Below are 24,934 nucleotides of genomic sequence, written 5' to 3'. Positions count from 1 at the left end.
ATTCCTTACATGTAGACGCAGGTTCTTACAATGAATGCAGTACTAGGCTTAGAAGATGGGACAATTATTAAAGGCACCGGGTTCGGTGCCGAAGGTATCGTTACCGGGGAACTTGTTTTCACCACTCAATATACAGGTTATGAGGAGGCTTTGACCGATCCGTCATATAAGGGTCAGATCCTCATGTTCACTTATCCACTAATTGGTAATTACGGTGTCAGCGAAAGCTGTTTTGAGTCAGACGGCGTCAAGGCAGAGGGCCTTGTTATAAGGGAAGAGTGCCTGGAGCCGTCCCATTACCTTTCGAAGAAGACGATCTTCAAGTTAATGGAAGATGCGGGAAAACCCGGCATCTCCGGCGTGGATACACGTATGCTCACTATCAAGAGCCGTGAATATGGTACAATGCGCTCAGCTCTTATAAATGGCAGCGATGATGGTGAAGAAGCTGTAAGGCTTGCCAGGGAACTGCCAAATATCTCAGAGCTTGACCTTATATCAAAAGTTACCTGTCCACAGCCTTTCAGGATAGAAAGTCCTTTGCGTGATCCCAATAACCCGGTAAATGTAGTGCTCATGGATTTCGGAAGGAAACTGAGCATAGAAAAAAGCCTGCTGGCCCGTGGCATGGATGTCACGGTAGTACCGGCGAGCACATCACCTTCGCAGATCAGTTCGTATGAGCCTGATATGCTTTTCCTTTCCAACGGTCCCGGAGACCCGCAGGCAGCGACCGGCGGGATCAAAGCCGTTAAAGAGCTTGCAGGCGAATTACCAATAGTTGGTATCTGCCTGGGGCACCAGATCATATCCCTGGCACTTGGCGGAGATACCTACAAGCTGAAGTTCGGTCACAGGGGTGCGAACCAGCCGGTAAAGGACTTCGAAACAGGCATAGTGCACATCACATCCCAGAACCATGGTTTTGCGGTGGATCCAAACTCATTTGAGCAGGCAGATGTCCAGGTGACCCAGGTTAACGCGAACGACAAGACCGTTGAGGGAATATCCCACAAATATCTCGATATGTTCAGCGTGCAATATCACCCTGACGCACATCCGGGCCCGATGGATACCGAAAAGCCGTTCTTTGACAAGGTTTTGAAACTTGCAGGGAGGAAGTAAACGATGCCAAAACGTGAAGATATCAAAAAGGTACTTTTAATCGGCTCAGGGCCGATAATGATAGGCCAGGCGGCAGAGTTTGACTTCTCTGGCAGCCAGGCATGCAGGTCCCTTAGGGAAGAAGGGATCAAGGTCGTGCTTGTGAATTCTAACCCGGCAACCATCATGACAGATCCCGAGATGGCCGATGCCGTTTACATCGAGCCTCTTGACTACAGGTCCATTGAGAAGATAATCGAGAAGGAAAGGCCTGACGGTATCATTGCGGGTATCGGTGGGCAGACCGGACTTAATCTGACCAGTGAACTTGCAGAGCATGGCATCCTGGAAAAGTATGGGGTGAAATTACTGGGCACATCCCTTGATGCTATAAAGAACACAGAGGATCGTGAGCTGTTCAAGCAGACCATGCAGAGGATAGGAGAAAAGGTCCCGCGCAGCAGGGCCGTGTCATCCCTGAAAGAAGCCGAGGAAGTCATTGATGAACTTGGACTTCCACTCATCATCCGTCCCGCATATACCCTTGGAGGCGCAGGCGGCGGTATTGCCCATACCCGGGAGGAACTCCTTGAGATATGTGAGAGGGGACTCAGGCGCAGCCGGATCCACCAGGTGCTTATAGAGGAAAGCGTACTCGGATGGAAAGAGTTCGAGTATGAGGTCATGCGTGATGCAAATGACACCTGCATAGTCATTTGTAATATGGAGAACCTGGATCCCATGGGAGTCCACACAGGCGAGTCCATTGTGGTAACACCTTCACAGACCCTCAATGACCAGGAGCACCAGATGCTCAGGACTGCAGCTATCAAGATCATACGCACTTTTGCTATTGAAGGGGGCTGTAATATCCAGTTCGCCCTCAAGGATGGCGACTACAGGATAGTCGAAGTCAATCCCCGTGTCTCCCGCTCATCCGCACTTGCCTCAAAAGCAACCGGCTACCCGATAGCCAGAGTTACAGCAAAGATCGCACTTGGTATGAAGCTTGACGAGATACTCAACAACGTTACAAAACAGACACCGGCTTCTTTTGAGCCGACCATTGACTACGTTGTTACCAAGATACCCAGGTGGCCTTTCGATAAGTTCGTCAACGCAGACAAAACGCTGACAACTGCGATGAAGAGCACCGGCGAAGTAATGGCTATCGGTCGTACAATAGAAGAGTCCCTGCAGAAAGCTATCCGTTCCCTCGATATCAAGATGGATCTTGGTTCCGATGAATGGAGCAGCAGCGAGGTCAGGACCCTGCTACAGACCCCTACCAGTGAAAGGCTATTCGTTATTTACTATGCTCTTCGAAACGGGTTCACCGTCGGAGAGGTTTCCCATCTGACAGGAATAGATGTTTTCTTCATCAAGAAGATCAGGAACATAGTGGACATGGAAAATGCCCTGCATGAGAATGCAAAGTCAGGCGAACTGTCCTTAGATCTTCTACGGCGCAGCAAGCGTATGGGTTTCACTGACTCCAAGATCGCAAATCATACCGGCAGGACCAGAGAAGAGATCAACGACCTGAGACGGGAAGCAGGAATAACCACTACCTACAAGATGGTAGATACATGCTCTGCGGAATTTGCAGCTGCAACTCCATATTATTACTCCTGCTATGAGACTATGTGTGAATCGCAGCCCACTGACCGTAAGAAAATAATTATACTGGGCTCGGGACCCATAAGGATAGGTCAGGGTATAGAGTTCGATTACTGTACTGTGCACGCAGTAACGGCAATAAGGGAACAGGGCATAGAGGCCCAGATCATTAATAATAATCCTGAAACTGTTTCTACTGACTACGATACTTCCGACAAGCTGTTCTTTGAGCCGCTTACTCTTGAAGATGTGATGAATGTAATTGAAAAAGAAAAGCCCTACGGTGTGCTTGTCCAGTTTGGCGGCCAGACATCCATCAATCTTGCAATGCCGCTTGAGAAGGAGCTTAAGAGGCGTGAGGACCTCAATACCATTATACTCGGTACTTCTCCTACAGACATAGACGTAGCTGAGGACCGTGAGAAATTTAACCATCTGATGCAGCAACTGGACATCAGGCAGCCGGATGCAGGTTATGCAAAGTCACAGGCCCAGGCGGTCGAGATCGCTACACGAATCGGTTATCCTGTACTTGTCAGGCCTTCCTACGTACTGGGTGGCAGGGCCATGGAAATAATCTATGACACGAATGACCTGGAGCGCTACATGCGCGAAGCTGTAAAGGTGTCTCCTGAACATCCGGTACTCATTGACGATTTCCTTGAGAGTGCGGTGGAAATAGATGTCGACGCCGTGTGTGATGGCAAAGACGTACTTATTGGTGCCATTATGGAACACATCGAAGAAGCAGGTGTCCACTCAGGTGATTCCGCATGTGTTATCCCACCGCAGTCCCTTTCCGAGGAAACGCTGGAAATTGTGCGCGACTATACACGCAAGATAGCACTTGCACTGAATGTGAAAGGCCTGGTAAACCTCCAGATGGCCAAAAAGGGAGACGTTGTCTATATTCTTGAGGCTAATCCGCGCTCAAGCAGGACAATACCTTTCGTATCCAAGGCTGTAGGACTACCGCTGGCAAAGATAGCTGCACAGGTGATAATTGGCAAAAGCCTGAAGGAACTCGGATACAACCTGGAGAGAGAGCCAAAGATAAAACATGTTGCTGTAAAAGAAGTACTTTTACCATTTGATAAACTACCAGGTGCCGATCCTGTGCTCGGGCCGGAGATGAAGAGTACCGGAGAGGTAATGGGCATTGACTATGATTACGGGCGTGCTTTCTTCAAGGCCCAGCTCAGCGCTGATAACATACTGCCTCTTAATGGCAAGGTGTTCATGTCCATAAGGAATGTGGATGAAGAACAATTGCTGGAAGTTGCACGCAAGCTCAAGGTTGCAGGGATCGATCTGGTCGGTACCAAAGGCACTGCCGAGTTCCTTGAGCAGCATGGCATAGAGATGGGAATTGTCAAGAAAGTTCATGACGGCAGCCCCAATGTCATTGATATGATGCGCAGGGACGAGGTTGCTCTTGTTATAAATACGCCGACTAACAAGCAGGCGCGTAAGGACGGTTCCAGGATACGCCGTGCGGCTGTGGACTTCAAGGTACCCTATATCACGACCATCCAGGCAGCACTTGCAGCAGCCTCCGCGATAACTTCGATGAAATTGGGCGAGGGGACTGTAAAATCAATCAATGAATACCATAAAGAGATAGTTAAATGATGGCTAGCTCTTAATGAATTTCAGGACCAGATAATATGTCAAAGAAAGTAGTACTTGCTTATTCGGGCGGGCTTGACACATCCGTGTGTATCCCGCTGCTTAAAGAGGAATACGGCTACGATGAGGTCATTACTGTAGCTGTGAACGTGGGCCAGCCGGAAGAAGATGTGAAGCAGGCCGAAGAGAAAGCGCAGAAGATCAGCAACAAGCACTTCACAATTGATGCACGTGATGAGTTCGTGCAGGATTACATCTTCCCCCTGATCAAGGCCAATGGCGACTATGAGGGATATGTGATGGGAACTTCTATCGCCCGCCCGCTTATTGCCAGGAAGGTCGTTGAGATCGCCCGGAAGGAAAATGCTGTTGCACTGGCACATGGTTGCACCGGCAAGGGTAATGACCAGCTCAGGTTCGAGGCTGTTTTCAGGCTCACCGACCTGGACGTTGTCGCACCCATGAGAGATATGAACCTCACCCGTGAGTGGGAAATAGAGTATGCAAAGAAGCACGGCATCCCCGTGACTGTCACGACCGCAAAGCCATGGAGCGTTGACGAGAACATATGGAGCCGCAGTATCGAGGGCGGTAAGCTGGAAGACCCTGCCTTCATCCCCCCTGAGGAGATCTACCAGTGGACGGTTTCCCCGGCAAACGCACCGGATGCACAGACCCTGGTGATTGGTTTCGAGAAAGGTGTCCCCGTCTCTCTTGACGGAACGAAGATGGGCGGCGTGGATCTCATCGTGAAGCTCAACAAGATAGCAGGCTCCCACGGTGTCGGCCGCACGGACATGATCGAGGATCGCGTGCTTGGTCTTAAAGCCCGTGAGAACTACGAGCACCCCGCAGCCACAGTGCTGCTCACAGCCCACAAGGATCTGGAAAAGCTGGTCTTAAGCCGCGCCGAGCTCAAGTTCAAGAAAATGGTTGACGAGCAGTGGTCCGAGCTTGCATACTCCGGCCTTGTTGACGAGCCCCTCTACCACGACCTGAACGCCTTCATAGACAAGACCCAGGAACGTGTCACAGGAACCGTCACAGTCAAACTCTACAAAGGCAGCGTCATGATCTTGGCCCGCGGCTCCCCCTGCGCCCTCTACTCCGAGGACATGGTATCCTTCGACAGCGCCACCATCAACCAGAAAGACGCAGAAGGCTACGCGAAGTACCATGGCTTCCAGGCGAGATTGTATAAGAAAGTTGTTGAGAAGTGAAGTCGTGTGCCGAAAGGCACACGACTGTTTTGATTTCGGCTAAAAATAATACATTGATGACCATGAGGTCATCAACTCTCTTTCTCTTACACGAGTGATGGTAAGTGTGGTTTAATTAACTTTCATTGTTCAGCAGATAGTTCTCTGAATTCCGTCTGGCATTTATTCTCTTGATTCCACTCTGACAGGATGTTCAGCAATTATGACTGGAGGCTCGATGATTTTCATGCTACTGACCACGCCAAAGATAAGACCCAGCACGATTCCGGCAATTCCCAGGAATGCATAGGCATCGTAGAGTGTACCTGTTTTGAGTATGGGCTGAATAACTATAGGGCTGACAAGTTGTCCGAGGAAGAGTACGGTTGTGAATCCGGAAAATATCCTGCCGCGTGAGTGTTCCGGAGCGATCCTGCCAAGCCAGCTCATGTTGGTGGCGTTTATGACTCCAAAACCAATGCCACCTATTATCAATCCAATTATCAGTGTGCGAATATCCGGGGCTATGGAAAGGATAAAGATACCTCCCCCAAATACCAGAAAGGAGACGAAATTCGTATTTATCTCGGACAGGTACCTTGATACTCTTATGTGTGCCAGCCCTCCGACTGTGCCGAATAATCCGATAATTGAAATTAAAGCTCCAATCACTAGTGCTGATGAGATGCCCATGTCGCTCAGAACGAACGGAAGCTTTGTGGGTACGGAGAAGAACAGCACCATGAGTATGAATGTAGCAATGTAGATGAGAGCTATACTTCTAAGGGGCATCTGCTTCTTTGCCATAACATTTCCGAACTTCCCGTGGTCATGATTGCTGCTGTTTTTTGATTCACCTATTGAGATCATCACTCCCGGAATTATCAGCAGTGCTATCAGGTAGATGTAATAAGGTGCATGCCAGCTTATGTCAGCAAGGGCGCCCCCTGCTACTTCAAGTACCACGGCCCCAAGACCCATACATGCTGCCTGAAGTCCTATCTTTTTCTTCAGCTCGGCACCAGTATAGTTATCGGCAAGAAGTGCCGTGGCACATATTGTCATTCCTGCGATACCTACCCCAAGTAATGTCCTGAAGGCAAGTATCATGTAGAGTGTATTGAGGAATGCACCGGTGACACCTACAAGCGCGAATATGGCAAGTGATGCCATGAGCATCTTCTTCCTGCTGTACCTGTCAGCAAGGATACCGATAAAAGGGGAACTGATAATTATACCAAGTGCAGGTAGTGTAACTATCATGGATACCAGCAGACCTGCATTTGGCACATCAGCAAAGTATTCAAGCATTTCAGGCAGTGCCGGTGCAACTGCAGCTGATCCCATAATAGTCAGCATAGATGCACATAATATCACGATAATTTTTAAATGCTCATATTTTTGCTTTGAATTTTGATTTTGACTATTTATTGCATGTCTTTCAGGGGAAACTCTTTCCATTTCTTATCACCATTCTCGTAAACAGTTTCGTAACTGTTCTGTGTTATTTTAAGGAGCAGTCGTTTTGCCTGTGTCTTCTCGTCTTCTGTAAGTCCTGAAAATGCAGCTTCTTCCCATTCCCTGTCTATTCTTACTACTTCCGGGATGAGCTGTTCCCCTGTTTCCGTAAGATGAAGACGCACAGCCCGACGATTACTCTCATCAGTGCTGCGTTTGACCAGACCTTTGTCCTCAAGGACATTGATTGCCCGGGCTATGCTTCCCTTATCTATCAGCAGTCTTCCGACAAGTGTTTCCTGTGTAATATCATGCTCATCCGAAAGCACCATAAGTACGAGAAACTGGCCCGCAGAGAGACCAAGCTCTTTCATCTGGTTGTTTATCCTCACAAAATGACTGCGATATGTTATAGAAATCAATGCTCCAAGTGGTATTTTGTCCATGTGATGCTCCTTACTTCTGCATAGTTGCCTGCGCAACTGTTGTCACGACAACAATAAAGATAGATGCGGTATTTAAGGGTATTGTTAAAATGCCATTCGTAGTTTACAAATTTGTGTAGTATCTGCCGGAATGATACGCAACTACAATCTGGGAGTAAAATCTCAAGTGAGCTGGCTGCTAAAAAAAAGGAACTTGAATTCATGGGGCTTCTTGATAAGGGAAGGCCAGCCATTTTGGTGATATAACCGGGAGGATGAGGAGGGGGAAGACCGAGCTATAAGCTGAAAGTCATTACACATATAAATACGCATAATCAAATTATTACTTGCATGTGGATCATGAATATTCATTCCACCACATTATAATGAACCTGAATCATCCCCTTGTCATACGAACTGACCTTAGTCAGCTCCAGTCTGATCTCATCCGGTTGCGTGAACAGGGGTATTCCTTCTCCCAGGATTATTGGCTGGATACCTATTACGATCTCATCCACTAAGCCCTTCTTAAGGAACTGATTGATCAGGCTGCTTCCTCCCATTATCCAGATGTCACCCGTGGTCTCGGCCTGGAGCTTTTTCATGAAAGATCTTATGTCCTCATCCGTGAACTTGATTTTATTCTCATCTGTGTATTTCTTATGGGTGAAAACATATGACATCTGTTTCGGATAAGGCCAGCCAATCCCAAAGGAAAGCACTTTTTTATAAGTAGTGGCTCCCATCAAAATGATCTCGACATTTTTGATGAACTCCGTGTAGTAGTCATAAGAAGGGTCTTCTTCCAGCCAATCGATATCGCCATCCTTTCTTGCGATAAAACCATCAAGGCTGGTAGCAATGTAAACAATTTTCCGGCTCATTTCAACAAGTGTCCGCTTTTTATGAACGTGTTCGTTTAACGCGATTGCGCATTTTTACTGCTTCACGCTTTCGTCCCATTTTTTCCAGTAAATGGGCGTAGTTCTCAAAGCACTTTAATGAGTCGGGATGACCTTCACTTTTGTTCTTGTCGATTATTGTGATTGCCCGAATGTACAATTCTTTAGCCTTGAGATGTTTACCCTGGTTATGGTAGAGTCCGGCTAAACTGCGGAGGCTTGCAACTACATCCGGATGTTCCGGACCCAGTACGTTCTCCCTGATCCCCAATGAACGAAGGTAGAGAGGTTCAGCATCAGAGTATTTACCCTGGGCTTTGTAGATCACAGCCAAGCTATTGAGAATTGTGGCAAAAGAGGGATTTTCCGGGCCCAATGTTCTCTCTGTAATTTCCAATGCACGGAGGTAGAGAGGTTCAACAACAGAGTATTTGCCCTGAACCTGGTAGAGTCCGGCCAGATCAATCAGACTTGTAGCTACAGATGGATGATCCGGACCCAGCGTGCTCTCTCTCATCTCCAATGAACGAAGGTAGAGAGGCTCAGCATCAGAGTATTTGCCCTGGGATTGATAGAGTGCAGCCAGATCATTGAGCTCCTTAAATGCATCCTGATGTTCCGTACTCACTTCGCTTTCCTTGTGTTCCGGTAAGTCGTCATTAGAACTTACGACAGCATCTGATTTTATTGGCTCATGGTCGGTTATTCTTTTACCCCCAAGTGACAGTATTATTTTAGAATGAAAGATTATTGATTCTTTAATAGTTGGATATTGACAATCCAATGAAAGTAAGATCAGACTTAGTGAATAATTAGTTCGTATAGTTAAGGTAAGAGAATATAAATGTGTTGTCTAATTACTTTCCATTTTCATTCAAGCCTCTGCACCTATTCATTTTACCTTACGAGACCTTGCGATATCTCTCAGCCGAAAGTAAGATGGGACCGGCCGGGGACAGACCTTGCAAAGAACTGCCTGCACTGCACCATGGGACAGTATCAGAAGAGAGTGATAGAGGGAGAGCAGTACTTTTATTTTGTCCTTTAACTTATTTTCGATATAACTCTTATTGAACTAAGATTAGCAGCGCTTAAATATCTAATCACCAACTTTATTTATATGGAGTTGGGGCGATGATATGAAGCATAAACTATCCGTCATATTGATTTTAGCAGTGCTTACTGTTTCAGGATTACTTATGGCGTCATTTGTACTTAGTTCTCTAAATGATAATGTAACCGGGACATTCAGTGATGTAAGTGAGAGACTTGGTAACGCAAGTGACAGACTTGATACTGCCAGTGAGAATGTTGGTAATGCAAGTGATAGGCTTGATACTGCCAGTGAAAGAGTAGGTAACGTAAGCCAGAGAGTTGGAAATGGCAGTGAAAGACTTGGTAATGCAAGTGAGAAACTTGGAAATGCGAGCGAAAGAATCGACAGCGTAAGCAACAGAACAGATGGGCAGCAATCTCCGGGATTTGAATCAAGTGTTGCAGTTGTCGGATTACTGGCAGCCGTTTACTTAATGCGGAGATATATCCGTAAATGAGCTGTGCAGCAAGTGCCACATGCACTTTCCTTAAATATAGTTATTTATTTATTTATTTATTTATTTATTTATTTATTTAATGTTGCAGGATGCCCACCAGAAGTAACATCTTAGTTTCATCAGCAGATATCTCTGTCCAGTTTCTCGCAGAAGCGGAGGCGATAATCTATCCCAAGTTTGACAGTCAAAAGTACAAAATGTGTTCTTGATTTTGTTGAAGCAACAAAAGGTAATGCTGTTCGTTAATTAGGGACAAGCAGGACACTTTTACTAGCAAGATACACTCAAGCGTTTCGAAAAACATTTGATAGCAGGCAGATGAGGATTCTTTCCATATTGTATTTCTAAGAATCTCTATAGATCCCGTTCTCTATTTGTATATATATAAAGCGAATCAATTAAAATTTTTTAGAAAGGTTATTATAGAAAAAGAAACAGAATTACTACACAAGAATGAAGTTCCAACTACGGAGCTTATGTCATGACTATCAAAACGGCTACTCTGCTCTTTATTAACCAAAGAAACGTTATTCAGCTCTTTGCACTATTTACGATTTTTCTCTTAATAGGTTCAGGTGTCTACCCTGCCATGGCTGCTTCCAGCGACGATGATTTTCTAAATGCTACCTTTACTTCATCATCTATCACACCTTTCGAAGTTTCGGCACTTAACGCCATGGCACAGACAGTTGCCTTTGCAAACCAGCGCGACACCGGCATAGATCTTGATTCCCTGCTGGCCGCAATAAATGCTGATACAATTAAGGAGAAGGGGGATGGGAGTTCTCCCTTGCTGCTCTCAACAGATTTTTCAGAAATTGACATGGACCCGGCGAAGTATGGTCCGGACACTGACGGCGACGGAATCCCGGACTCTATTGAGCTGGTACTTGGGACCGATCCCAATAATCCGGATTCTGATTTTGACCGGCTGGATGACCTCTACGAGATACAGAATGGCCTTGATTCCCTGAAACCTGATTCTAATGATGACGGGCTTGCTGATTATTTCGAAGTCACTGGAGTCCATCCTGATGTGGACGGTGACGGGTTTCCAAATGCCTGGGACCTTGATAATGACAATGACGGTGTTATCGACGCCCTGGACTTATCGCCTTTTTCAAAATCGTCCTCAATGGAGAGTTTTGACTTCAATCTCAAGTCGGACGGCAGTCCCACCTACCTGAATTTCCAGATCAGACCAGAGGATCCGGATAATCTTAAACTGCTTGCCCAAAGCTGGGATTGGCCCGACGGGGACTCCAGGGGAACGATGAAAGACCTCAACAATTCAAAAGATGATGTCATTATCACGCCTATGCTGGAGCTCACCGTGCCCATGGACTGCAAGATCGTTTCCGTTGACAGTGGGGAGTGCCTGGAGGCTCCACTGGCTGTCTACGGGGAACAGCTGAATGTTACTACGGGCAATTGCACCGGCACGGACAGCCAGCTGTGGAAACTTGAGTCACAGGACGGGAAATACTATAGTATCGTCTCCAGGAACGATAGCAGATGCCTTGAGGTATTCAATGCCAGCCAGGACGATCAGGCAAACATCACCCTGGGTAATTTCACCGGGCAGGACCACCAGCTCTGGGAACTGGAGCTGAATGGTAACGGATTCTACAAGCTCATTGCTAAAAATAGTGGAAAATGCCTGGAAGCGGGTTCCGGACCCAATGGAAGCACTGTCCAGAACACCTGTCAGGAAACTGACCGGCAGCTATGGGAACTTGAACTTACGGGTGGAATTGCATCCGATCCAGATGCACTTAAGGATTACGGCCTCGTTGTCACGTTGGGCAAGGCCTACCTTCCACTCTCACCTGTAAAAGACTTTGGTAACATCGTTGCCCTGAACGGCCGCATGTTCTATCCGCAGGGTTTGGCACTTGAAACCTCCACCCAGGTACAGCTTAAATGGATAGTTACAGGAAAGACTGACAGGCCAAAGAAAGTCACACTAAGATCATATTCCGGCGAATATATCTCACTGGACAGCGCGACATCAAAACTTAAACTCGTTACAACAAACTCGGTAACGAATAACGAGATATTTGAGATAGTCTACCTCAACAACAATGATGTTGCTTTGAAAGCGTCAAACGGCAAGTACGTATATGCAGTCGATGGCGGTGGGGGAAGGCTGATGGCCGACAGCAGTGAGATAAGTGAATATGAGATATTCGAAATGCTTGATCCTCAAAATGGTAAGGTTTCATTGAAGGCTGATAATGGCAAGTATGTTTCCGCATCTCCAACAACACTAAGTTCAGGGGGTCTCGTTGCCACTAAATTAGAACGTAGTGAATGGGAGGATTTTACCCTGACGACCATAGAAAGTGAGTCAGTTTCCGCTACCATGGCGACATACAATGAAGATTTTTCGCTCACAGGTTTCACCATTGAAGGGAACCATGGTTCCGATGTCGGTTTGTTCTACAGTGAAGACAAAGAGCGTATATTTGAAGCGGCCCTCCTCCTTTCATATGCGTTCCTGAGGGGTCAGACATCCCTTGATCAGATGCCGGAGGTATTAGAGGACTACAATGTGACAGTCAGCTCTCAAATAGATTCCGCCGGCCATCAGGACGAGGCTCTTGCAAAAATGACGGGTGAGATGACCCCCGATGCATTGTCTGCCTTACCTGCAGGTTTGATCGTTCCGGTGATTGGTATTTTCGAGGATAATTTCCGCCATCAGACTATGGATGAACTGGATTCGGGGTCGCATGTTACAGGCAACAGTTTTGATATAGACCTGACAGACCGGTCTCTGATGACCACAAAGAGTATGAAGATGACCTGGTACGATACCGATACCAGGGAAGTCGTTGCAACGGAGGACATGCTGGAGGAGGTCATGCAGTGGGGCCAGTTCAGAGGTCTTGATGAGGATACCCTTGCAACGATGATGAGCCTGGTGCTCGCTTGGGGAACGGGGGAATACGTCGTTACCAGAATAGGTAACGTTGAAATGGATTTCAATTTACCTGAAAAGATCGACGTCATGAGCACTATTAAGAAAACAGGCATGTATGTGCTTGGAGGAATCAAAGCAGTCTGTATACTGATCACAGGGGCAGTGGCAGTATATTCCTACATCACTTTCATCAGGCTTGAACCCCTTGCGGCTACTGCCGGCCAGACGGGCTTTAAGCTCCTGCAGGCAATGTTCCAGTCGGTCTCAAAGATTAGCAACGGTTTCATGGGTTTACTTAACAGGATATCGAACACCATAGCGATTATCGGTATCATTGTCGTAGCCGGGCTTGCTTTCTATGCATTCTGGACAATAGCCTCGGAAGAGGGATGGTCATCTTTCGGAGTAGGCGTAGGGGCATGGTATGCCATACTCATGATATTATATACAGTAGCTCTGATGGCCATAGCCGCAATACCTGTCGTCGGGTGGGCGATCGCATTACTTATTGCCCTTTCGGACCTTATCGTGGGCTGGATATTGGGCGAAAGCTGGTCCCAGAAGTTATTCGGATGGATCATCAGTCTCGTCACCAAGGTAAAGGTCAAAACAGAACTAGACATGCAGATGCTGGAAACTTCAGTGAACGTGAACGATCGGACGAACAATGGTCTAACGGAAGGCGACCGTATAGAAATGGAAAGCACTTTCAAAGGAATTGTAACGACCACGTCACATGGTTCAACGACAAATCTCCAGAACAGTTATATCAGTCCTCAGTATCTGTATAGCGCTGCGTACACACTTGACGGTGGCACTTCCACCACTGCGGGCACACCCGAGTACAAGTATCCCTGGCAGAAAGAAACACGATATTATCTGGAACTCTGGGTCGAACCGGAAGCTGCCGCTGACTTCCCGTTCATGTTCTGGCTGAAAACAAGCTATAATTATTACTATGATAAATGCTGGTGGCTGTTCGGCTGGCACTGCAGCGAAAACAGTGATACGGGTACTTCCGATTCTGAACCATCTACCATCTACTTTGATGTTATGCCCAACGATATCGGGAACTTCACACTATGGACAGCAATCTCATCCAATGACATTGACGGTGACTATGTGCTCAATACGGATGAGTTGCGTTATGGCACCAGCCCATTCAGATGGGATACTGACAACGACGGCCTGTCTGACGGATATGAGATCGCATACGGCACCTCCCCCGTGAACAGAGACGCCGATGGGGATGGACTCGAGGACGGACTTGAGCTGCGCTATGGTTATGATCCGCTTTTGTGGGATACCGATGGGGACGGCCTCAGCGACTTTGTAGAACATAATGGATGGGAGATGGAATTTGATTTCTACGGCGAGACCTTTACCCAGCATGTGTGGTCAAGTCCCCTGAATGAGGATACCGATGGAGACGGACTAAGTGACTTCATGGAATTCCTCAGGGGACTCAACCCACGTTCCAAGGACACTAACGGAAACGGTATCCTGGACCCTTATGACATGAACTTTACATCAAAGGCATATGTCAGCAAGGTCGACATGAACAGTATGGACAGTAACATAAAGGTCGACCCCGAAACTAATATCACGGCAGTGATCGATTATGCCCTGATCGGAAAGGTGAACTCCACAGGTGAACCTTCCCAATGCTGGCTCTTCGTAAGCCTGGATAACTCCACACTGCATGAGGAGATATACAACGGTACTCCTGCCATAGGCAACGAGACCTTCGGGTCCGCTACCCTGAATTTCAGTGCCCCGAACGGTACGGATATCTTTGCATTGCGCTTCTACCAGACATGGAATGTATCTGTGCCTGCGCCTGCTGAAGAGGACAGGGAAGTCATAGGGATAATCGATACCCATGAGTACCCTGACAGGGGACTTGGCTGGGTGAGTTCCGGAGAGGACAAGGACAAGGACAATCTTATAGATCTCAATGAACAGATAGGTTGGCCTGTGAGCCTCACGAATTCATCAGGTACCTACACTATCCATGTGACCAGCGATCCGCGGTTCAAGGACAGTGATTTTGACGGGCTGGATGATCATACCGAGTGCTACATTACAATGTCCGATCCCGGCAATTACGACACAGATGGTGATGGTCTTGGCGATTTCGCGGAGTACTATCTTGGCACCGACCCGACAAACCATGATACCGATGGTGACGGACTGGACGACGGTACGGAAGTTTTCTATGGAAGCGATCCTCTGCTCCCGGACACGGACAGCGACGGACTGGATGACCTGACTGAATACCTCCTTTCATCCAATCCCCGGAAAGCAGACACGGACAATGACGGTCTGACAGACCTCGAAGAACATATATTCGGTTCCAACCTGCTTAAACCGGACTCAGATGATGACGGCCTGTTTGACTACCTTGAACGGGCTTATGGTACAGATCCGAATGATCATGATACAGATGGTGACGGGCTCTCGGACGGATATGAGGTACATGGTGCCGGAACCAGTCCTCTGTTGCAGGACACCGACTCCGACGGCCTGACAGATCCTGAAGAACTGGAGCTGTACACCAATCCCCTCACTGTGGACACGGATGGTGACGGATTTACTGATTATGAGGAGATTGAGCTTTGCACCAATCCGCTACTGGAAGACACAGATGGAGACAACCTGAAAGATTCGCTTGATGCGGATTCACTCATACCGGATGTCAAGGATATCGCAGTTGTATATGATGTGAATGAGAAGAATGAGAAACTTAGGATTACCTTGGAAAGATATACCAATGTAAAAGTTTACTCTGCAGATGATTTCCTGTCCAACCATACCGATGAACCGTATGTGCTGTTGCTGGGTACGCCCCAACAAGTGAACGGTACGGCAGGGAAACTCATCTGGGACGTACTAGCCAACGATGGTGATGTGCTCCAGAACATGATTGACTCCCCATACGACAGGATGGCTGTCAGGTATGGTGTATGGAACGCAACGCAGACGGTTTTCATGCTCTCCGACTCATACATGTACGATCACTGCAGAATAATGCATGCCTTCAGGAGCACACAGGTCACCACCTCCGCCAGTTCGGTCCGGGTAGATTACAGTGCCCCTCAAAATATCCTTCTGATAGAGTCTGTAGATTGTATAAAGAAAACTGATTCATCAGTCGGCATAGTACTTGATGCAAACGTCACACCATGGGTAAGTATAAAGTTACTTGGCTCTTCAGCATTTCCCCTGACCAGTGGCTCGGGGCTCGCATCCGTAGAGTATGCGGTCGGAAAATATCTCGACGTAACCGTAAGTGAGAATGTACAGAATACAAGTATCAGTATAATGAACAGCACTCTGCTGACCATCTACTATCGTTCCGGCGAGTTGGACAAGAACATGGATGGAGACATATCTGACCCTTACGACATCGATGAAAATACTCTGTGTCTATATTATCTGAATGAGGACACACGCAAATGGGTAAAGCTTCCGTACACCGGAGTGAACATCGATGATGTTGAAATATATGGTGAGAATTACGCAGGTTATGTATGGGCAAGAGTTTCGCACCTGTCTACTTTTTCCCTTGCGGGAAGAACTATCCAGCCGGACAGAGGTCCTCTTGACTCGGATCTGGACGGCCTGTCCAATATAGCGGAGTACAGGATCGGAACTGACCCCTTTAACCCTGACACAGATGGCGACGGCATCATTGACTCACTGGACCCGGAGCCATTGATACCATTCAGCTCTGTCGTGGAAGAGGCAGTTGCCAATGATGGTGGTTTTAAAGGGCTATCAGAAGAGGCTGATCTAAAATACACTGTTCCGCAAGAAAGCACCCTGGCTGGTAGAACATCAGTGCCCGGATACATGATGTGGCTTATATTTACTGGAATTGTCGCCTTACTATCCTACCTGATCGTTTTCAGGAGAAAAGGATAAACTTTCATGATAACGGCAACAGGATAATTGGTTGTACGATCACAGCGAATACGGAGGGATATGAGTGCCGTTGTCAGATAAAATCGGGATTGATAAAAGAGTGCTTCTTTTTATTTGTCTCGCATGTATCCTGGTCCTTCTTGCGACCTATTATCTTGAACACAGGGAAGCAAATGATGCTTATTCACTTGCAGGCAAGATACTTCATACTTCCAGGGGTGTCAGTTCCTACCAGTTTGACATTCACAGTAATATATCAATGATGGGTGAAGTTTTCACTCTTGTCAGAGGAAATGGTTCTGTGGATTATTCTAATGGAAAGATGGTTGTCAAACTGAACTCTATCGGGGATTCGTTTGATATTATAGTAAGTGGTGATGATGCATATTTCAGGAACAATGAAGATTCATGGGAAAAAAAAGGACTTGACGGGAAAATATGGGACACATATGACCAGCTAACCCAGGCTAATATTCTTCTGGCAAATTCCACGGCTCTGAGTATGGAAAAGACAGATTCCTATTTTATCCTCACAGCTTTACCTGATAACGATGCACTGCTGAGGGAGACCGGAAAGACAGGCATGCAACTTAAAGGTGACGAGCAACTGAAGGAATACAGTATAAAGTACACTATCGAAAAGGACAGTTATCGTATAACTTCCATAGAAAGTCGTATTGAGTTCATAATGAATGTTCAGGGATTGATGACCCCGGTCGCTATAAATAATCGTGTCGACATTTACGATTATGATGTGAAGCTGGAGATAGAAACTCCAGTCATATAAAAAAGCAGTATCTATTATAAGTCGCTAATCATATATTCTCAAAACCAACTCTCTCCGAGCGCGATGGCCTGTCCGGGGAAAAACTCTCACCGGGTTCCCTCTGATAATATCCCGGGAAGAATGCCTCAGGAGCTTTTATATCATGTTGTGCAAAAGCCTTCCAGCTTCGCCGGGTTATGTCTGACCTGAACTCAAATTCGTATCTAAGGTCATTGACGTATGCCTTGATGCGTACCCTGAGATGGGAAGGAAACTCGTTCAACAATATAGTGACCCCATGTTTTTCATTCAGGAAGATGTACTTTGAAGTTAGAGCTGCCTCTTCTGAGATCTTCATGGCAAGGTATGCGTCTGACTGCGGATCGATGAACATGTCTGTAATCACCATCATCTCCGATTTTCCATAGTTACCGCTGGCAACACTTTCTATAAAGATCAGGTTGTTTGGGACAGAGACAGTGTTATCATCCGGGGTCCTGAGTTGGGTAGACCGGAGACCGATATCAATAACCTCGCCATAGTAATCTCCCATCCTTATCTGATCGCCTACATGATAGGTGCTCTCAAGTATGATCACTATTCCTCCGGCAACATCAGCAAAAATATCTTTCAGGCCAAAACCTATTATTGCGCCCGTAAGTGCACTAAAAGCTACAAGCTGACTTGAAGAAATTGAAAGAACATACGAGGCGATATAGTATATCACGATAAGATAGAACACAATCTTAAAAAGAGGTGCAATCATACGGATATGCACCCGGTGACTATCAAATCTCTCCGACAGGCGGAAAAGAAGGGAAACAACCACCTTTACAAATATGTAAGATACCACCAATAGGACGGTAATCTGAAGGACAACTTCAAAATTCAGGATAGATAACAGAACCTCTGCAGGGTTTGGATTGTGATCCGACATTATCTCATCCTCGCATCTTTGGCCAGTGATTCAATGTATTGTATTGCTTCGGGATTTACCGAACATATTCTGTCCCTGATATCGATCAACTCGTGCTTACGGAGTATCGCCAGGGACCTTACTACATCTATCTCATCCCCGATAGCGTCTTCAAGACTGTCCTGGCTTACTTTCCCCATTGAAAGTATCAGGAAACCGACAAAGGTTGTGTCATAGTCAAGCTTGGCCTTAAAAGAGGGTAAATATATCTCGTCTACTTTGATTGTCGAATTGTGCAGGCTTTTTTGCCAGATAATCTGTGCCAGCCGGATATTACCGGAAGAGATGTCCTTTATTCGGAGGAATGCCAGCTCTTCAGGTGTTTTTTCGTTCTCATTTTGTCGCGACTTTTTTTTTAATACGCGGTTTAAGAAATTGTTTAGCTGACTATTCAGCAAACTGTAATTCAGTTTGGGAACCGGGATATCGATAGTCCTTTCGAGGTTCTTTATTCGCAGAGGATACTTCTCAAATATAAGGTATCGTTCTATGGTGTTCTTGTCCCCGCTTTCAAATATTACTTCCCCGGTATTGTAGTCAGACATAATAATAGACTTAATTTCATCAGCTTCCAGCCCATGCAAGTGGATCTGAGTGGGGAAATGCTTTTCGATGTGAAGCGTTTCGTTGAGATATTCCCATGAGAAGATGTTCCAGGAAGTTATGAACAGATGCTCCGGGTGAGTTGCAATATGATCCAGGTATTTTCTAAGTGTTTGAAAACCACCTACCCTTCTCCTGTAAAGCAGATGACAATCATCGATGAAGACTATCTTTTCCTGAACCCTGTTAAGTGCTTTCTCACAATCTTCATAGCTATCCCATTCAGCAGGGATTTTTATTCTGGTGGACATCAATGGAAATTTATAGTATAAATTGTCCATAAGGGTCGACTTTCCTGTATAAGGTCCGGCGATTATGGCTATGCTGGCACCCGGTTCCGAGCCAAAATCTATGATAGTATCCTCTATTTTCTTAATCTCATCCTTATACCCGATAAACTCTCCCGGCATCCCCACACCTCTTTACCCGGAATATATTCTTCAAGTAAATCTGGTGGAACAAATATAAGTATTCATCTGTTTGCAGAATGCTCGCGAAAACAGATCCCCTGAATTTAAAAACGCTTCAGATAATGGATTGTGTCTTTAAACGGACCTAACCGATATCCAACAAACAGCTCTGGTCCTAAAGATTGATCATCTATTCTTGCGCCTAGAATAACTGATAGCCATATACAGCGAGCTCTGCCAGCACAAGAATAAGTACAAAGTTCCCTATAAGTAACGGAGGCACCATTTTCTTAAGGGGGAAACCCGCAAGTGCAAGTCCAATTGCCAGTATGTCACTGGGGAGTGGGGTCAAAGAGTAGGCAAATATCAGCAAAGCTACTTTCTTGTCACCGGCATCTTTGACTAATTGCAAAGACCGGCCTAGATGTTTTCCATATTTTGAAGGAACACATTGTTTTCCTTTTTTACCGATAACATAGAATACGATATCTCCCAATGTAAGCCCGACACTTGCAAAAACTGCGATACATACCGGTTCGACTCCTCCCAGGGATATCGTTACCAGTGCTGTGTAAAAGGACGTTGAAGTGAACGCAGACACGCCGCCTATGGCAGCCAGCAGGAAAACAAGCAGGTATGTATTGTTTACTCCCAGATGCCCGACAATCTCTTCCGGCGGATAGTGTACCAGAAAAACAGACCATGCTAAAATGAATATAATTAGCAGTCCTAAGATCAGAATATCCCTTCTTCGGGTAGAAACCGCATCATCTGTCAGTGTACAGAAAGTCGTGGGTTTCCCGGAACTGACCGTTCCAGTGATGTTGTCTTCAGATGGCATTGTTTAAAGGAATATATTTTACCTATACATTACTGTATCTTTTGTTTAGAGGTCTTTGCTTTAGGACTGGTAGCTGTTCTTAATATTGAATTTATTGATGGTCTCATCTCTGATCGAGGAGCTGTAAACCTGTACTTGCCCTTATTACCACAATTTCTGTTTGGTTTAAGTATCTACATTTACATACTTGATATGGGACGGGGATGGTGAGTTTTGGGGAAACGTGCTGATAGTGAACAAACCAGTCATTGATATTGTATTCTCATGTGAGGAAATAAAGAATATACTTCTGTTCTTAAAGAGCGGACCTCATGACACGGAGTTTATCTTCGAGTCACTGGAAATGAGCAGGCAGGATTTACTTTCGTACATGAGGGTTTTAGAAGATAGTTTCCTTGTCGCCCGATCCGAAGATGTGTGGAAGTTAACAACTATAGGGAAACTAATGGTTAGTAAAATGATTTCTCTGTTAAGCACTGCTAATGTCCTGGACAGCGATATTGATTACTGGGGAAGCCATCGTCTTGATCTCATCCCCTCTCACCTCATAAAAAGAGTGGATGAGCTGGGAATGTGTAAAGTAGTAAATACTCCCCTTTCAAATGCAGACGAACTTAATAGGGAGATTATCCAAACTTCCTTCATGTCTGGCTCTCTTTTTGTAGTTACTGCGTTCTTTGATCCAAAATATCTTGCATCATTATCTGATCTTGCTCAAAAGAATGTCAGCATACATGTTATCCTCTCAAAGACCATGCTTGACAAAGCAGGGAGTCGTTGTACTAGATACTTAGAAAAGCTTGTCAAAAACAAATCTGTTCACTTCTATATTTATCCAAAGAAAATGGCTTTTCAGGATTTCATGTACAATGACTATTATCTCTTGCTTCACCTGCTGAAGAACAATGGAGGATATGACAACAAAGGAGTTCTATGCTCAAACCCGCTTGCAGCTGAGTGGGGTAAAGATCTGTTTGGATATTATTTTGAGGATTCAATTCCAGTTACCCAGGTTCAGCCAAGAAACAGATATTTTGCATAATTCCTATTGGCACCTTTTTTGCTATGTAGGAAACCTATCAATATCGGCATCATCTCATCAATTTTGACCAGCTCGGTCAATAGCTGGCAGTACATTTGAGATAATCACGGACTATTACTCTTACCTGAATATTGAGGACTTCTACAGAGCCGAAATATCGATTACGTTGCAGAAGTAGTCAGACCCTTACAGTAAAAACAGACCTGAAGTATACTTCAGGTCTTAACCCAGCTTAATTTTCCCATAAATTTCTTCGTATCTTTTCACGGCTTTTGGAGTATTAAGCAATATCTTCCTGATTCTGTTGTACACGCTTGGTGTATGGTCAGAATCAAGCTTATCCAGGAAATCAACCATCATTCCCACAAGAGGTATGTGATATTCGTCTTCCATCTTATCAATGTTGGCAAGGACGTTGAGTATGTTTACTGTATTGTATTCATTGACTTCTGCCAGCTTGAGAACTATATCTCCAAGCAATTTCCGTCCCTTTTCGGTTTGCAGAGATTTCTTCCGGTTAAACGCGAAACTTCCGTAAAGGGCTCGCTGGTCATTTGCCTGTTCTATCCTGAAAGCCTCGGATTGTTCAACCTGTCTGACCAGGTCAAACACACTATCACCGTTATTACTTCCTATAACCCTCAGGAAAGCTTCCCAGCTTACCGGATGTTTTTCTGCCTCGTTCTGGAAAGTTTGCATAAGCTGGATCTTATCAGGTGCCGAACTGTCAAGATAATAACTCAAAGCACTTAATTTATTCGTGGCGTTCCGGGCTGTCTCAAACTGTTCCCGGATAATATCGTGTACTATGGGAGTATCAAGGATCGAAAGGATTGATAAACACTTATTCTTTACCTGGCGATCCTTGATCGCGTTTACCTGCTCATTCAGATGATCCTGATCTTTATTCTTAGATATATTTTCCTTTTCACTGTAAACCCGATAAAGTGATATTAGGGAATCTTCATGTCTGCTTGCTATTGCTTTGAGAAGTTTTTGCTTAACTTCATACAACAACTGGTACCTGTGTGCAAGTTTCTCATCCTCTACGGATTCAAAGATCGTCAGGAACTGAGCACCCGCTTCCTTCATAAGGTCGTGATTCCGGATAAGCTCATGATAGAGGTCTGTAAATCCTTTTGAAGGAAGACGATTAATGTCCTCAATTAATTCCATTTTTTCGATATCTGCAATTTTGTAGAATGCAATGAACCTGTTTATCAGATCCCTGTCCTTTTTAGCCTGTAAAATCAGCTCATCAATATCCACATCATGAATTACTTTGCCAAAAAAAGAATATCCCCGGTTCATGGATAAAAAAGCAGGTTTATCCACATCAGTGATGAATATTTCTTTTTCCTTGCCCTTCATCTGCTCCATAACTTCGGCAAGATCATTTCCTTGCTCGTCTACAAGGGCTGCACACACCGGGAATTCCCAAAATGCTGCTCCTTCTGGAATTTCCTGTTCTAAGGACAATATAAAAGTTCTTTTATTTCCATCATATGAAGACCTTACATGGACTAACGGGAACTGTGTCTGCTTCAGCCAGGTATTTGCCATTCCGTTAAGATCCTGTCCCAAAACCTCTTCCATCACTTCGATCCAGTCCCAGCTTGAAGCATTTGAGTGTTTATATCTGGAATGATAGACATTCAGTGCCTTTGCAAAGTTTTCTTTCCCAATCAGGGTTTCTATCATCGCTACAAATTCAGGAGCTTTTACATAGGTCACTGCAGTGATAAGATCATCAGGGTCATTGAATCCATCCGGAATGATCGGCATGGAAGCTGCTCCTCTGTCAAGAGCAAAGGTTCCGGAGCCGGGAGCCAGAAAATCAAGGACTTCCTGAAGACGGCTATATTTTTCGCCAAAATGGTATGCATGATACATTCTCTCTATATGAACGGTAACTGCCTCGTTAAGCCATAGTTCAAAAGGACTTTTCCCGGTTACTTCGGAGCCGTTCAGGTTATGGTAGAATTCATGAACCTTTACCCTCATCATATACTCAAAAGCACTGTCAGTCATCTGAGGGAAGGGCATTATGCGATTGGTGCTAATGGTTGTATTTCCTACATTTTCCATACCACCAAAATTGGAATTCTGCATACCTATTTCTCTGTAAACGGAACCTGTATATCTGTATCCGGTCCGTATCGATCCTACTGCTTTGTTCAGATCTCCCCTTATCTTTTCGATCTGTTCACTAGCATCGTCAGCCTTACTTTTAAGCAGGTCCCTTTCCCTGACCATAGCCATGATATCTCTTCGTTTTTCAAACTGATCGTACTGATGGCTGCCTGTGAAAAGATAGATCCACATAATAGAATCGTGGAGAACATCAAGAGCTTTCTGAGCTACCAAGGGATCAGAACCAGGAGGCACCAGCATTTCCAGGTCAAAGGTGTGTCCATCCGGATATTCGAATTCTCTTTTGAATGTGTCATAGGTGCCCACACCCAGGAAAAAAAGATACGGGGCCATAGGCGTAATTGAGTTTTCATAGACGATCATGTCCCTTCCATTTCCAACCGAATGCCTTGCTTCTGTAATATCGCCGTTGGTTATGAGATTGGTATACCTCTCATCCGCAATGATGGTTGTAGTGTAAGTGCATTTGGCTACCATGTCATCTATGCATGGCACGATTCTCTGGAATCCCCATTGCTGACACTGGGTTATCTGCTGGGGTGGAGCGCCTGCAGGGGTTTCATCATAATAGAGGCCTTCCAGTATATTTTTTGTAGGTCTGCAGATGGTATGGGTAATGATTATGATCTCAGTATTTTCAGATACGGCCTGGCAGAATTTTATCAGGAGGATATCATCTTTTTTCTTGTATTCATAATCAATATCCTGTTCTATGCAACTTACGGATATGATCTCAAGGTTCTTGCAGTTCAGTTCAAGTTCAGTGATAGGATTTTCAAGGGTTTTAATTTTCAGCTTAGATGTTACTTTTGTATAGTCGGCAAACATATCGAAAAGGAGGTCCATGTGTACGACTTTTACAGTTAATTCTCCGAAATCCTCCGGATAGTATTTGTATATTCTTTCCATCAAATCACCTATATGAACTACAGAATATGATCATCTCATGGTTCAGCAATTTTGAAGTCGCCTTCTTGAGATACATAAATCTCACACCAACATATTAAAAGGAATGGGGAAAGTGCTATAAATAGTGCTTCATCAGTAACTTTCAATATGTCTTTTGTCACTACAATCTTTTTAATGGTGAGCCCAATTCCTTCAATTCCAATTAAATTACAAAAAAAAGGAGTATAACGACTCTGTAGAAATCGTCATTTGAATCATACAGACGACATTGGCATACCTACCAAAATTATTAGATATTTGAAAATATCTTAGTAAATCTCTAATTATTTTATTAAAGAGTCGCAATGATATGCAACACAAAACATATCTTTGGTTAAACCTAAAATACCAACCGCCTTTTTGTAGAAGTATACACATGTCTTTTTGTATCTTCATTAAAGTGTGACGATGAGGAGCTTGCTCTCAAGGCTTATATTTAAGCAATTATATA

The 24,934-nt window shown here is 45.2% G+C and carries 15 protein-coding genes; 7 read left to right on the top strand and 8 right to left on the bottom strand.

What is annotated here, in order from left to right; genetic code table 11:
• Window positions 1-30 precede the first annotated feature (30 nt).
• From carA to QZZ22_RS09225, 3 genes are read left to right on the top strand one after another with little or no spacing between them, the layout of a single operon-like run.
• Entirely contained in the window at window positions 31-1,125 is a 1,095-nt protein-coding gene (gene carA, locus QZZ22_RS09235) for a glutamine-hydrolyzing carbamoyl-phosphate synthase small subunit (protein WP_292464257.1), read from the top strand.
• A 3-nt stretch (window positions 1,126-1,128) separates the two neighbouring features.
• Window positions 1,129-4,356, top strand: a complete 3,228-nt coding sequence (carB, locus tag QZZ22_RS09230) for a carbamoyl-phosphate synthase large subunit (protein ID WP_292464256.1) — start codon at window positions 1,129-1,131, stop codon at window positions 4,354-4,356.
• A gap of 35 nt (window positions 4,357-4,391) precedes the next feature.
• Window positions 4,392-5,573: an argininosuccinate synthase gene (locus QZZ22_RS09225; protein WP_292464255.1), complete on the top strand. Its 1,182-nt coding sequence runs from the start codon at window positions 4,392-4,394 to the stop codon at window positions 5,571-5,573.
• Between the two features lie 162 nt (window positions 5,574-5,735).
• On the opposite strand, the gene QZZ22_RS09220 is transcribed toward QZZ22_RS09225, so the two are convergent.
• From QZZ22_RS09220 to QZZ22_RS09205, 4 genes are all read right to left on the bottom strand, one after another.
• Entirely contained in the window at window positions 5,736-6,911 is a 1,176-nt protein-coding gene (locus QZZ22_RS09220; protein ID WP_342765096.1) for an MFS transporter, read from the bottom strand.
• A 68-nt stretch (window positions 6,912-6,979) separates the two neighbouring features.
• Window positions 6,980-7,456, bottom strand: a complete 477-nt coding sequence (locus QZZ22_RS09215; RefSeq protein WP_292464252.1) for a MarR family transcriptional regulator — start codon at window positions 7,454-7,456, stop codon at window positions 6,980-6,982.
• A 347-nt stretch (window positions 7,457-7,803) separates the two neighbouring features.
• Window positions 7,804-8,319: a dihydrofolate reductase family protein gene (locus tag QZZ22_RS09210; RefSeq protein ID WP_292464250.1), complete on the bottom strand. Its 516-nt coding sequence runs from the start codon at window positions 8,317-8,319 to the stop codon at window positions 7,804-7,806.
• 19 nt (window positions 8,320-8,338) lie between these two features.
• The gene (locus tag QZZ22_RS09205; RefSeq protein ID WP_292464249.1) at window positions 8,339-9,121 is read right to left on the bottom strand and encodes a tetratricopeptide repeat protein; all 783 of its coding nucleotides are present in this window, start codon (window positions 9,119-9,121) and stop codon (window positions 8,339-8,341) included.
• Between the two features lie 355 nt (window positions 9,122-9,476).
• On the opposite strand from QZZ22_RS09205, the gene QZZ22_RS09200 reads away from it, so the two are divergent.
• The 3 genes from QZZ22_RS09200 to QZZ22_RS09190 all read left to right on the top strand — a co-directional run bounded on the left by QZZ22_RS09200 (window position 9,477) and on the right by QZZ22_RS09190 (window position 17,530).
• Window positions 9,477-9,890 (top strand): PGF-CTERM sorting domain-containing protein, encoded by a 414-nt coding sequence (locus QZZ22_RS09200; RefSeq protein WP_292464248.1) that lies wholly within the window; start codon window positions 9,477-9,479, stop codon window positions 9,888-9,890.
• A 481-nt stretch (window positions 9,891-10,371) separates the two neighbouring features.
• The gene (locus QZZ22_RS09195; RefSeq protein WP_292464247.1) at window positions 10,372-16,743 is read left to right on the top strand and encodes an RICIN domain-containing protein; all 6,372 of its coding nucleotides are present in this window, start codon (window positions 10,372-10,374) and stop codon (window positions 16,741-16,743) included.
• Window positions 16,744-16,807: 64 nt separating this feature from the next.
• The gene (locus tag QZZ22_RS09190; protein WP_292464245.1) at window positions 16,808-17,530 is read left to right on the top strand and encodes a hypothetical protein; all 723 of its coding nucleotides are present in this window, start codon (window positions 16,808-16,810) and stop codon (window positions 17,528-17,530) included.
• Window positions 17,531-17,558: 28 nt separating this feature from the next.
• Here the strand turns inward: QZZ22_RS09190 and QZZ22_RS09185 are convergent, their stop codons facing one another.
• From QZZ22_RS09185 to QZZ22_RS09175, 3 genes are all read right to left on the bottom strand, one after another.
• Window positions 17,559-18,446 (bottom strand): mechanosensitive ion channel domain-containing protein, encoded by an 888-nt coding sequence (locus tag QZZ22_RS09185; protein ID WP_292464243.1) that lies wholly within the window; start codon window positions 18,444-18,446, stop codon window positions 17,559-17,561.
• The gene (locus tag QZZ22_RS09180) at window positions 18,446-19,498 is read right to left on the bottom strand and encodes a hypothetical protein (RefSeq protein WP_292464242.1); all 1,053 of its coding nucleotides are present in this window, start codon (window positions 19,496-19,498) and stop codon (window positions 18,446-18,448) included. The genes QZZ22_RS09185 and QZZ22_RS09180 overlap by 1 nt, the downstream gene beginning before the upstream one ends.
• A gap of 202 nt (window positions 19,499-19,700) precedes the next feature.
• Window positions 19,701-20,339, bottom strand: coding sequence for a VTT domain-containing protein (locus tag QZZ22_RS09175; RefSeq protein WP_292464240.1), 639 nt, complete (start codon window positions 20,337-20,339; stop codon window positions 19,701-19,703).
• A 343-nt stretch (window positions 20,340-20,682) separates the two neighbouring features.
• Between QZZ22_RS09175 and QZZ22_RS09170 the strand changes: the two genes are divergently transcribed.
• Window positions 20,683-21,381, top strand: coding sequence for a transcriptional regulator FilR1 domain-containing protein (locus tag QZZ22_RS09170; RefSeq protein WP_292464237.1), 699 nt, complete (start codon window positions 20,683-20,685; stop codon window positions 21,379-21,381).
• A 222-nt stretch (window positions 21,382-21,603) separates the two neighbouring features.
• On the opposite strand, the gene QZZ22_RS09165 is transcribed toward QZZ22_RS09170, so the two are convergent.
• A complete protein-coding gene (locus QZZ22_RS09165) occupies window positions 21,604-24,444 on the bottom strand; it encodes a M1 family metallopeptidase (RefSeq protein ID WP_292464235.1) in 2,841 nt (946 codons plus the stop codon).
• Window positions 24,445-24,934: the final 490 nt, after the last annotated feature.

Origin of the sequence: Methanolobus sp. (assembly GCF_016278365.1) — an archaeon.
In the GTDB taxonomy this organism is placed as follows: domain Archaea; phylum Halobacteriota; class Methanosarcinia; order Methanosarcinales; family Methanosarcinaceae; genus Methanolobus.
Note: the sequence above shows the minus strand (reverse complement) of the source record. Positions and strands in the feature narration are given on the sequence as shown.